Annotated in this window: 11 protein-coding genes; 4 read left to right on the top strand and 7 right to left on the bottom strand. The window is 64.5% G+C overall.

Going from position 1 to position 11941, the window contains the following annotated elements:
- From leuS to RBR29_RS07075, 4 genes are all read right to left on the bottom strand, one after another.
- A partial coding sequence (leuS, locus tag RBR29_RS07060; RefSeq protein WP_320348261.1) for a leucine--tRNA ligase occupies positions 1–1633 on the bottom strand: 1633 nt, incomplete at its 3' end.
- A gap of 161 nt (positions 1634–1794) precedes the next feature.
- Positions 1795–1962: a 50S ribosomal protein L33 gene (gene rpmG / locus RBR29_RS07065; RefSeq protein WP_094854780.1), complete on the bottom strand. Its 168-nt coding sequence runs from the start codon at positions 1960–1962 to the stop codon at positions 1795–1797.
- Between the two features lie 23 nt (positions 1963–1985).
- Positions 1986–2222 (bottom strand): 50S ribosomal protein L28, encoded by a 237-nt coding sequence (gene rpmB / locus RBR29_RS07070; RefSeq protein ID WP_043681023.1) that lies wholly within the window; start codon positions 2220–2222, stop codon positions 1986–1988.
- 62 nt (positions 2223–2284) lie between these two features.
- Positions 2285–3490: a Bcr/CflA family multidrug efflux MFS transporter gene (locus tag RBR29_RS07075; protein ID WP_320348262.1), complete on the bottom strand. Its 1206-nt coding sequence runs from the start codon at positions 3488–3490 to the stop codon at positions 2285–2287.
- A 98-nt stretch (positions 3491–3588) separates the two neighbouring features.
- Between RBR29_RS07075 and RBR29_RS07080 the strand changes: the two genes are divergently transcribed.
- From RBR29_RS07080 to RBR29_RS07095, 4 genes are all read left to right on the top strand, one after another.
- Positions 3589–4848, top strand: coding sequence for a class I SAM-dependent methyltransferase (locus RBR29_RS07080; RefSeq protein WP_320348263.1), 1260 nt, complete (start codon positions 3589–3591; stop codon positions 4846–4848).
- Between the two features lie 313 nt (positions 4849–5161).
- Entirely contained in the window at positions 5162–6223 is a 1062-nt protein-coding gene (locus RBR29_RS07085; protein WP_320348264.1) for an ABC transporter substrate-binding protein, read from the top strand.
- Positions 6224–6233: 10 nt separating this feature from the next.
- Positions 6234–7088: a proline/glycine betaine ABC transporter permease gene (locus RBR29_RS07090; RefSeq protein WP_320348265.1), complete on the top strand. Its 855-nt coding sequence runs from the start codon at positions 6234–6236 to the stop codon at positions 7086–7088.
- 1 nt (position 7089) lies between these two features.
- On the top strand, positions 7090–8316 hold the full coding sequence (locus RBR29_RS07095) for a glycine betaine/L-proline ABC transporter ATP-binding protein (RefSeq protein ID WP_320348266.1): 1227 nt from the start codon (positions 7090–7092) through the stop codon (positions 8314–8316).
- Between the two features lie 37 nt (positions 8317–8353).
- Here RBR29_RS07095 and RBR29_RS07100 read toward each other — a convergent pair whose 3' ends face one another.
- From RBR29_RS07100 to RBR29_RS07110, 3 genes are all read right to left on the bottom strand, one after another.
- Positions 8354–9757, bottom strand: coding sequence for an MATE family efflux transporter (locus RBR29_RS07100; RefSeq protein ID WP_320348267.1), 1404 nt, complete (start codon positions 9755–9757; stop codon positions 8354–8356).
- 28 nt (positions 9758–9785) lie between these two features.
- The gene (locus tag RBR29_RS07105) at positions 9786–11531 is read right to left on the bottom strand and encodes a glycosyltransferase (RefSeq protein ID WP_320348269.1); all 1746 of its coding nucleotides are present in this window, start codon (positions 11529–11531) and stop codon (positions 9786–9788) included.
- Positions 11532–11711: 180 nt separating this feature from the next.
- Positions 11712–11941, bottom strand: a 230-nt coding sequence (locus RBR29_RS07110; RefSeq protein ID WP_320348268.1) for a type B 50S ribosomal protein L31, incomplete at its 5' end; no start/stop codon positions are given.

The following is an 11941-nucleotide window of genomic DNA, read 5'->3' on the forward strand; positions in this document are numbered from 1 at the left end:
GGTCCATCGGCATCCAGTAGTCATTGCGGGCATCGACCATGGCCTGGTCGTTGCCGGGCGAGGTGTAGCGCATGAAATACCAGGACGAATCGATGAATGTGTCCATGGTGTCGGTTTCGCGCCGCGCCGGCTTGCCGCAGGACGGGCATTGGCAGGCAAGAAAGCCCTCGTGCTTGGCCAGCGGGTTGCCGGATCCGTCGGGGACCAGGTCTTCGGGCAGTACCACGGGCAGGTCTTTTTCGGGGACCGGCACCGGACCGCAATCGGCGCAGTGGATGATGGGGATCGGAGTGCCCCAGTAGCGCTGGCGGGAAATCCCCCAGTCGCGCAGGCGCCAGGTGGTGCGCAGTTCGCCCAGGCCCTGGGATTGCAGGTCTGCCGCGACGGCCTGGATGGCCTCGGCGGTGGTGAGGCCGTCGTATTGGCCGGAATGGATCGTGCGGCCGATCTGCTTGTCGCTGTACCAGTCCTGCCAGGCGTCTGTGGAATAGGTCTTGCCTTCGGCAGCGATGACCTGGCGGATGGGCAGGCCGTATTTTTGCGCAAAGGCGAAGTCGCGCTCGTCGTGGGCAGGCACGCCCATGACGGCGCCATCGCCGTAGCTCATGAGCACGTAGTTGCCGACCCAGACGGGGACCGGATCGCCCGTGAGCGGGTGGATGACGGACAGGCCGGTGGGCAGGCCCTCTTTTTCGCGCGTGGCCAGTTCGGCCTCGGTCGTGCCGCCCTGGCGGCAGGCTTCGATGAAGGCGGCCAGTTCGGCGTTGCTGCGCGCCGCATGCGTGGCCAGCGGGTGTTCTGGCGCCACGGCGCAGAAGGTCACCCCCATGATGGTGTCGGCGCGTGTCGTGAAGACGTGCATCAGGCCATCCTGGATCAAGGCGCCATTCGCGTCACGGATGTCGTGACGGAAGGCAAAACGCACGCCTTCGCTTTTGCCGATCCAGTTTTCCTGCATCAGGCGCACGCGTTCCGGCCAGCCGGGCAGGCCGTCTTCCAGGGTGTCGAGCAGTTCGTCCGCGTAGTCGGTGATGCGCAGATAGTAGCCGGGGATTTCGCGCTTTTCGACCGGTGCGCCGGAACGCCAGCCACGGCCATCGATGACTTGTTCGTTGGCCAGCACGGTCTGGTCGACCGGGTCCCAGTTGACGATCTGGGTCTTGCGGTAGGCAATGCCCTTTTCAAGCATTTTCAGGAACAGCCACTGGTTCCACTTGTAGTAGGACGGGTCGCAGGCGCACATTTCGCGCGACCAGTCGATCGCCAGTCCCATCGCCTGCATCTGTTTTTTCATGTAGGCGATGTTGTCGTAGGTCCATTTGGCCGGGGGGACGCCGGATTTCATGGCAGCGTTTTCGGCCGGCATGCCGAAGGCGTCCCAGCCCATGGGCATGAGCACGTTGTAGCCGCGCATGCGCAGCTGGCGGGCCATCATGTCGTTGATGGTGTAGTTGCGCACATGACCCATGTGGAGCTTGCCGCTGGGGTAGGGCAGCATCGAGCAGGCGTAGAACTTGGGCTTGGGCGAGCCGTCCGGCTGGGTGGCGTGTTCGGTGACGCGATAGACGTCACCCGCACGCCAGTGGGACTGGGCTTCGGTTTCGACCTGGTTCGGGATATAGCGTTCCTGCATGGATCTGTCTGTCAAGAGGGAATGAAAAGGGCCAGCCCGACATTATAGAGGGTCGTGCGGCATGGAGCCCGCGTCCTGGCGCATCCAAACGAAAATCCCCGCACGAAGGCGGGGATTTTCGTTGAAACCGGTGAGACGGTCCGGGAAGAGGCGACCCCGGATTATTTCAGTTTGGTTTCCTTGTATTCGACGTGCTTGCGCGCGACCGGATCAAATTTCTTGATCAGCATTTTTTCCGGCATGTTGCGCTTGTTTTTTGTGGTCGTGTAGAAATGACCCGTGCCGGCGGTCGATTCGAGCTTGATTTTTTCGCGGATGCCTTTAGCCATGGTGTGCTCCTATGCGCGGCCGATCAGGCCAGTTCGCCACGGGCACGCAGGTCGGCCAGGACGGCATCGATGCCGTTCTTGTCGATGGTGCGCAGGGCCTTGGTGGATACGCGCAGGCGCACCCAGCGGTTTTCGGATTCGACCCAGAACCGGCGCGATTGCAGGTTGGGCAGGAAACGACGCTTGGTTTTGTTGTTGGCGTGCGAGACGTTGTTGCCCACCATCGGGCCTTTGCCGGTTACTTGGCATACGCGTGCCATGGTCTCACCTCTGTATGTATATCGGGAAAGCCTTGCATTCTATATCGAAATGCTTAGATAAATCAAGCAGCTTGTCTGGCTGGCCCCATGGCCATGCGGCCTGAAAACCACGACAGGGTCGCGCAGGTGGCCAGCGTAGCTGTCAGGGGCAGAGGGGTGCCGGTATGCCAGGTGCTGACGGCGAAACCGGCCAGCGCGCCACAGAGCATCTGCAGTGCGCCCATCAGGGCCGAGGCCACCCCCAGGCGCGGGCCCTGCTCGGACAGGGCCAAGGCGGCGGCATTGGGGCCGACGAAGCCCTGGCTGGCCATGAAACCCATCAGGCACAGCATCAGCAGCGGCAGGTTGATCCAGCCCAGCAGCGTCAGTGCCAGGGCGGCCAGCGTCATCAACACCAGTGTGCCCTGGGCGCGGTGCAGCAAGCGGATGGGAGGATGGCGATTCAGCAGGCGGGCGCCGATCTGCGAAGCCAGGATCAGCGCGGCCGCGTTCAGGCCGAACAGCAGGCCGAACCAGCGCGGATCAACGCCATAGATCGTGATGAAAACCTGGGGCGAGCCCGCGATGTAGGCGAACATGCCGCCCGATCCGAAGCCGCCGGCCAGGGTATAGCCCATGAAGCGGCGGTGGGTCAGCAGCAGGCGGAAATGGGCGGTGATGGCGCCAACGGCCAGCGGCGAGCGCCGTGCGGGGTCCAGGGATTCGCGCATTCGCAGCGCCACGGCCAGCCACAGGGCGATGCCGATCAGGCCCATCAGGTAGAACACGGTGCGCCAGGATCCCAGTGTTACGGCCTGACCACCCAGCAGAGGGGCCAGGATGGGCATCACGCCCATCACCAGCATCAGCAGGGACATGGCCTGGGCGGCTTCGCGGGTGTCGAGGTGATCGCGGATCACGGCGCGGGGGATCACCATGCCGGCCGCACCGCCGAAGGCCTGGACCACGCGCCACAGGATCAGGTGGTCGATGTCCTGGCTCAGCGCGCAGGCGACAGAGGCGATCGAGAACAGTGTCAGGCCGAGCAGTAGCGGTGGCTTGCGGCCGTAGCGGTCAGCCAGCGGGCCATAGGCCAGCTGGGCCAGGGCCAGGCCCAGCAGATAGCTGGCCAGGGTGCGTTCGACCAGGCTCGGATGGACCTGCAGGTCCAGCGCCATGGCGCCGAAGGCAGGCAGGTACATGTCGATGGCCAGGGGGCCGAGCGCGGCGAGCGCACCCATCAGGATCAGCCAGGGCGGCATCGGCGGCGAGCAGGATCGGGAGTCCATGGTCTGTGGATGGGCAGGAAAGCGCCGGGGTGCTTGAAGCTGTGCAGATGGGCGCTCTACTATAGCAAGGTCTTGTACATGATTGACGGAGGCCTGAGTTGACTGCGATCGCATCCATCATCGAGAGCAAGCTGGGCGCATTGCCCATGCCCGTATCCATGGAACTGCCCGATGGGCAGAAAATCGGCGCCACGGATGCCGCCATCCGCCTGCGGGTGCGCGATGCGACCGTGCTGACGCATTTCGTGGCGGGCGAGGTCGGCGTTCTGGGCGAAGACTATGTCGAAGGCAAGTTCGAATTCGACGGTTCCATGCAGGATCTGATGCGGCTGGCTGCCAGCATTCTGCCAGGGTCGCCCGTGGACCTGGCGCGTTCGGGCTGGCTGACCAGCCTGGTCAGGCGGTTGGTGTCGGTCTGGCGCCATTCGATCGAACGGGATGCGCGACAGATCGAGTTCCACTACGATCTGTCCGATGATTTCTATGCCCTGTGGCTGGATCCGCGCCGGGTCTATTCCTGTGCCTACTATCGCGAACCGGATTTCACCCTGGCCCAGGCCCAGGAGGCCAAGCTCGATCACATCTGCCGCAAGCTGGCCCTGAAACCCGGTGAACGGTTCCTGGACGTCGGTGGCGGCTGGGGCGGCCTGATGCTGTGGGCGGCAGAACACTATGATGTCGATGTCACCGGCATCACGCTGTCGAACAATCAGCATGCCTACGTCAATCGCCTGATCCAGGAAAAAGGCCTGTCCGGGCGTGTGCGCATGGAACGGCTGGATTACCGCCAGCTTGACGAATCCCGGCCTTACGACAAGATCGCCTCGGTCGGCATGTTCGAGCACGTGGGGCGGGCGCAGCTGACCCGCTATTTCTCCAAGCTGCGCCGGCTGGTGCGCCCCGGCGGCCTGATCCTGAACCATGGCATCACGGCGGGCGGGCTGGACAACAGCGAACTCGGCGCCGGAATGGGGGATTTCATCGAGAAATTCATCTTTCCCGGCGGGGAACTGTCCCATATCCACTACGTGCAGCAGACGCTGGCCGAAGCCGGCCTGGAAGCGCTGGATGTCGAAAATCTGCGGCCGCACTATGCGCGCACGCTGTGGGCCTGGAGCAATACCCTGGAATCCCGCCTGGACGAGGCGCGTGCCATCCTGAATACGCCCCAGGGCGAGCGGTCCTTGCGGGCCTATCGCATGTACCTGGCAGGGTGTGCGATGGGTTTCGAGCATGGCTGGATCGCCCTGCATCAGATCATTGCCCAGCCGCAGCCGACGGGGCGTGCCGACGAACTGGACTACCCGCAAGGGCAGGCCTATCCCTGGCGGCGGGATTACATCTACCGGGATCGCTGAGCCATTCCGCAGTCGGCCAGGCCGCCGTGCGGCGGCCTGGTGGCGAGTCCGTTTTCTGTCGCCACCGCTGGCGATTTCCATGAACGGGCTTTATTTTCTTGTATCTTGCATGTAAAATAGACCTTCTTTTGTCGTTTTACTGTCAATTCTGGCGGCGCCATATCGTTCATGGCCCTGCCTGTCCAAGGCGCTTTGCGCCAGCAGTGCTGGTATGTATTGGCGGCCTGCGGCCGTCTTCCGCACACCCTCCCTCAAGCTATGGCGTCGGTCACTCAGTGTGTCTCTGGCGTCTCCGTAACCCAAAGGAGGCATCATGTCTATTTCCGCTTCTGTTGCTTCGTCGCCCGCTGCGACGCGTTTCCCCCGTTCATCCCGTAGGGTGCTGGGCCTGGCCCTGTCGGCTGCGCTGGCTGGCCTGGCGCTGGCCCCGTCCGTGTCCCAGGCGGCTGCCGCGCCGCAATGTGAACTCGACCGTTCCGTGCGTTTCGGCGGCATGAACTGGGAATCCAACCTGGTTCTGGTCGAGGTCGAGCGGTTCATCGCCAAGCACGGCTATGGCTGTGATTCCGAGGTCCTGCCGACGGAAACCTTGCCGGCGCTGGCGGCGCTCGAACGGGGCGATCTGGACATCAACAGCGAGATCTGGCTGAACAGCATCCTGGAACCCTGGACCAAGGCCGAGGCCTCCGGCCGCGTCAAGCGCATTGGCGACATCTACATGGGCGGCGAAGCCTGGTTCATTCCCAAGTACACGGCCGAACGCCTGCCCGAATTGAAAAAGGCTGCCGATCTGCCGAAATTCAAGGATGCGTTCAAGGACCCGGAAGAACCATCCAAGGGGCGTTTCTACGGCTGTCCGGCCGGCTGGGGCTGCGAGGTCGTCAGCACCAATCTGTTCAGGTCCCTGGGCCTGGGCGATACGTTCACCTTGTTCTCCCCCGGCACGGGCGCGACCCAGAAGGCCGCGCTGACCGCGGCGTATCAGCGCAAGGAGAACGTCGTGTTCTACTACTGGTATCCAACCCCGCTGGTGGGCTCCATGGATCTGGTCAAGCTGGAATTGCCCCCGTATGACGTTGCCAAGCAGCAATGCCTGACCGACCCGAACTGCGAAAATCCCCAGGCGTCCGATTACCCTGAAAACCCGGTGTTCACGGCGGTCACCACCCAGTTCACCCAGGATGCGCCAAAGCTGACCGCGTTCCTGTCCAAGGTCAAGGTGCCTCTGGACATCATGAACCAGACCATGGCCTACATGGAAAAGAACGAGGCCGAGCCCCAGCCGACGGCCATGTGGTTCCTGAAGAACCAGCAGGCCATCTGGACTGAATGGTTGCCTGCCGATGTGACGGAGCGTGTCAAGGCTGCCCTGTAAGGAGGCCTGCATGTTTCCTGAATTGATTTCTGCCCGGGACCTGCAGCGGCCCATCGACGACTTCGTCAATGGGCTGGTGATGCAGTATTCCGACCTGTTGCGGGCGTTGACCCAGCCTCTGCTGGATCTGCTGATCTGGTCCGACAATCTGCTGCGGCATTCGCCGTGGTGGATGATCGTGGCCATCATCATGGGCCTGGCCTGGCTGGGCAGCCGGGCCTGGCGCTTCAGCCTGGCCATGGGCGCGCTGCTGTGCCTGGTGGGCGCCATCGGCCTCTGGGAGGCCGCCATGCAGACGCTGTCCCTGATGATCGTGGCCGTGGCGTTTTCGGTGATCATCGGCATTCCCGTGGGGATTGCCATGGCCAGCTTCCGCTGGGTACGCGCCATGATGCTGCCGATCCTGGACGTCATGCAGACCATGCCCAGTTTCGTCTACCTGATTCCGGTGGTCATGCTGTTCAACCTGGGCAAGCTGGCGGCGCTGTTTGCCACCGTGATCTACGCCGTGCCGCCGGTCATCCGGCTGACCGACCTGGGCATCCGCCTGGTGGATGCCGAAGTCCTGGAAGCCTCGCGTGCCTTTGGTGCCAGCCGCAGCCGGCAGCTTTTTGGCGTGCAGCTGCCGTTGGCGCTGCCCAACATCATGGCGGGCATCAACCAGACCACCATGATGGCGCTGGCCATGGTGGTGATCGCCTCCATGATCGGCGTGCGCGGCCTGGGCTACGAAGTCCTGCAGGGCATCAATCGGCTGCAGGTCGGCCGGGGTCTGCTGGCTGGCCTGGGCATCGTCATCCTGGCCATTATCTTCGACCGCATCACCCAGCGTTTTGGCCGCCGCTGGCAGATCAGGGAGCGCTGACATGAGCAAGATCGAAGTCCACAATATCTACAAGATCTTCGGTCCGCGCCCGGACCGCTGGCTGGCTGCCGCCCGCGAAGGCCTGTCCAAGGAGGCCCTGCTGGAACGCAGCGGCCATACCCTGGGCCTGCGCGACATCAGTCTGTCCATCCAGGAAGGCCACATCCACGTGATCATGGGCCTGTCGGGATCCGGCAAATCGACCCTGATCCGGCATTTCAACCGGCTGATCGAGCCCAGTGCCGGGCAGATCCTGGTTGACGGGGTGGATGTGCTCAGCCTGAAGCCACGTGAACTGGAACAGTTCCGCCAGCGCAAGATGAGTATGGTGTTCCAGCGTTTTGGCCTGCTGCCGCACCGGACGGTCCTGGACAATGCCGCCTACGGCCTGGCCGTGCAGGGCGTGCGCCGGGCCGAGCGCGAAGAGCGCGCCATGCATTGGCTGGAACAGGTCGGCCTGTCCGGTTTCGAGGCTCAGTATCCCCATCAATTGTCCGGCGGGATGCAGCAGCGTGTGGGTCTGGCGCGGGCGTTGGCCACGGATGCCGAGATCCTGCTGATGGATGAAGCCTTTTCTGCGCTGGACCCGCTCATCCGCCATGAAATGCAGGACCAGTTGCTGGCGCTGCAGGCCAGGCTGAACAAGACCATTGTCTTCATCACGCACGATCTGGACGAAGCCCTGCGGCTGGGCAACCGGATCGCCATCCTGAAGGACGGCGAACTGATCCAGGAAGGCACGCCCGAGGACATCCTGCTGTCGCCGGCCAATGATTACATCGAATCTTTTCTGCAGGACGTGAATCGGGGCAAGGTGCTCAATGCCTCGCATGCCTGCAATGAGCGTCCGCTGAAACTGACCATGCGCACGCATCCTGCGCATGCACTGGAGCGCCTGGCGACCCGGGGCTATGACTATGCCGCTGTGCTGGACGGCAAACGACTGACGGGAGTGCTGATGCGGGCCGATGCGCAGCGTGCCGTTCACGATGGCGCGCGCGATATTTCCCGCTATCTCAGTGACATGGCATCCGTGCCGGCCTCGGCCGGGCTGGGTGAGGTGCTGGCACGGCTGCTGCGCACGCCTGAACCCCTGGCCGTCACGGGGGAGCAGGGGGAATTCATTGGCGTGCTGTCGCGCAGCAAGGTCGTGGAACTGGTGACGCCTGCCCCGGCGGGGGCCGGTGAACCGGAACCGGAATCCGAGCCATCGGGGCGCGCGGCCTGAGCGGCCTGTCTGTACAGGCCAGTTGCCCCCGCGCAGATCAGTGGTCGCGTACCGATCGGCGCAGGACGTGCCCGTACCAGGCAAACAGCAGCAGGGCCGACAACGACAGTCCGAGCATGGCCATGATCCACATCGTGGCGGCACCGACCGGGGCGCCCGGCATCAATCGATGAACTGCCGGAGCCAGCGCGCCTGCCGCCGGACCATAGCCCAGCCACCAGCCGCCGACCAGGCCCAGTCCGGTCAGTGCAGCGACCTGCAGGATCAGGGGCACCAAAGCGATCTTGTAGGCTCTCAGGATGTAGGCGCCAATGCAATGCATGGCGTCCCAGAAATGGAACCAGGGGGCGATCTGCAACAGCGTCAGAGCGATGGCGGCGACCTGGATTTCGTCCGTGTAAGCGCGCACGATAGCGTGCCGGCCCAAGACCAGAACCCCGCCGGTCAGCAGTGCGCCCAGGGCGACCAGTGCGATCCCGCTCAGTCCCGTGCGCCGGGCCCGGGCCGGGTCGTGCGCGCCGACGGCCTGCGCGGTGAGCGAGGCAGTGGCCAGGCTCAGGGACATCGGCAGCATATAGGCCAGCGCGATCAGGTTGGCCAGGATCTGCTGGGCACCGCTGACGTACAGGCCATCACGGGCGATCAGCAGCGCCATGAAACTGAAGGCGCAGACTTCGATCAGGTAGGATCCGCCCATGGGCAGGCCCAGGCGCAGGAGTTCCTTTTGGTCGGACCAGCGTGGGCGCGCCAGCCGTGGGGCCAGGGCGCGAAAGGCCTGCCGGTGGCGGATCATCCATAGCCCGGCTGCCAGCATCATCCAGTCCACCACCAGGGTGGAGATGCCCGCGCCGATGGCGCCCATCGCAGGCAGGCCCAGGCCGCCGAAAATGAACCAGACGTTGAACAGCAGTTTGAAGATCACGCTGCCGAGGTTGATTGCCATGACTTCACGGGTCTGGGAGATGGCCGTCGAGGTGGCGTAGATCGTGCGAAACAGCAAGGCCGACGGCAGGGCCAGGGCCAGGGCGATCAGGTAGCCTGCGACTCGCCGGCGCACGTCAGGCTCGACATCGCCGGACAGGCTGAGCCAGGCATCGGGAAACAGCAGGCAGGCACCGCCCAGGACGGACAGGCCCAGGGCCAGCCAGACGCCCTGGCCCCAGGCCCGGCCGGCCTCGTGCAGGCGTCCGGCGCCGAAATGCTGGGCGATGATCGGGATCAGGGCATGCACCACGCCCATCAGGCCGACAAAGACCGTGACGTAAACCGAGGCGCCCAGCGACATTGCCTGAAGGTCGGCAGCGCTGGCGTGTCCGACCATGGCGGTGTCCAGAACGGCAAAGATGATCCCGGCCCAGGAACTGACCAGGATTGGCCAGGCCTGTTGCAGAATGGTGCGCCAGGGGGCAGCAGGCCGGCCGGTGTGCGAGGCATCGGTCATGGAATGCGTGAAATGGTCGGACGGGATGTCAGGGTTGCAGGCGCAGCAGGCGGAACATTTCGTGGCGGTCGGGGCCGCGGCGGCCTTCCCAGAGCGCGGGATGGTCGGCCAGCCAGGCTTCGCCTGATTCCAGGCTGCGGGGACTGAGCTGTTGCAGCAGCAGGGGGCAGTGGCCATCAAAGCTGAATTCGATGTCATTGAACACCAGGAAGGACGCACGTTGGCCGCTGCCCAGGCCCTGGGTACGGATGCATTCGCCCGGCTGGCGGTTGTGCGCCAGGGCAGCGGCCAGCGACGCCGAGACCTCGCGGTAGCTGCGCACATAATCGAGGGCGGGCATCCACAGGGTGGCCAGCAGCAGCCAGGTCGTGATCAGGCCTCCGGCCGACAGCGCCGTGCCGCGCCAGAGGCCGGCCGGACGGCTGCGCAGGCGCCAGCGCACCAGGGCAATCCAGGCCAGGGTACCCAGAATGGCGAAGGCCGTGGCGGGCCAGGCAATGTGAGGTTCGAAGCCCCGGGTCTGGCGATCGATGTTGGCGGCGATCTGGGCGGGCCAGCCGGCTTGCAGCGCGACCCATCCCAGCCAGACGGTGGCGGACGTCAGCGAAAAACACATCACTGCGAACCAGTCCAGGGTATTGACCACACCGCGCCGCAGGGTCGGCAGGGCGAAGGCTGCCAGGACGGCGCAGGGCACGGCCAGGGTGGCGTATTCGGGTTCGAAGGGGTCGGCGCTGGCCAGCAGCGTCAGCAGCGCCCCGATGACAAAGCCCAGTGGGATGCCAATATGGGGTGCGCTGAACCAGTCGCGCCAGCGCCATAGCGCCAGCAGCGCCAGTGGCCAGGTGGGCCAGAGGAACCAGGGCAGGTCGCGCAGCACGCTGCCCCAGGCACGGGCGCTGGGCCAGTCAAAGGCGTTGCGCGACCAGAGCAGCCAGCTTTCGGTCCAGTACGGACCGAAAGTCCGGGCAGGGATCCACCACAACAGCATCAGCGTGGCGGCGATCAGGGCACTGACGGCCAGCCATTTGCGTTCGGCCGCCAGGGCGCAGCCGGGCAGAAAGGCGATGGGCACGGCCAGGATCAATGGCAGGGCACCCAGCCAGCCGCGTGCCAGGAAGGCCAGGCCCACGGCCAGGCCCAGGGTGATGGCCCCCGATACGGGATGATCCAGCATGCGGGCCACGGCATAGAATGCCAGGGCCTGGCAGGCGATCATGGCCGGAACTTCGGAGGTCTCGTGCATGCGCCAGACGATGCCGACCGTGGCGACGATCAGCAGCAGGGCGGCATCGGCCAGCATGCGGCCATAATCGCGGGGGCTGGGTTCGCCGCCGAATGGCAGGGCCAGCGGCTGGGATTCCGGGCGCCGGCCCAGCAGATAGGTGCCGTACCAGATCGAGCCCGTGAGCAGGGCAAACCACAGCAGGTTGGGGACGCGTGAGGCGATGATGGCCGCATCCAAGGGGTTGAAGAAGATCTCGAACAGGGGACGCAACGCCCAGATGAAGGCGGCGCCGACCCAGGTGGCCAGGGGGCCGTCCTGGGCCTGGGCCAGATGGCCGACCTGGGGCAGCAGCCAGGCCAGATCCTGGCCTGACAGGGCGGTGAACATGGTGGCCAGCCCGGTGACATCGTCTGTTTTCCAGGGGTCGCGATAGAACAGGCCGGCCAGGATGTAAACCAGGCCGATGCACAGCAGGAACGGTCTGGGCAGTTTGGCGGCGGCTGTGGCCGTCAGACGGGCGGGCGTCGATCGCAGATCTTGGGACAGCACCGGGAAAACACCAGAAAAGGGGGGCGGAAGAATGCGCCCATGTTAAATGAAAAAGGCAGCCCGACGGCTGCCTTTCAGAGCGACTGCTGCTGCGAAAAAGGGGACTGACTGGCGAATCCGAGCGGCATGTGAGCCGCGAGGTGGGACAGCAAGCACAGCTTGTGCAGCGTGAGGCCCTTATTTTTTGACGGTGCCGGCCGTCCGGGCAAAGCGGGCGCGGAATTTTTCCACGCGGCCGGTTTCGACGATGCGGGTCTGGGCGCCGGTGTAGAAGGGATGCGATTCCGAAGTCACGTCGCACTTGAAGAGCGGGTAGGTCTTGCCGTCGATCTCGGTCGTTTCGCGGGAATTCAGGGACGAACGCGAGATGAATTTGTGGCCGGTCTGCAGGTCGAGGAACACGACCT

Source organism: Castellaniella sp. (assembly GCF_034007085.1).
GTDB lineage: Bacteria > Pseudomonadota > Gammaproteobacteria > Burkholderiales > Burkholderiaceae_B > Castellaniella.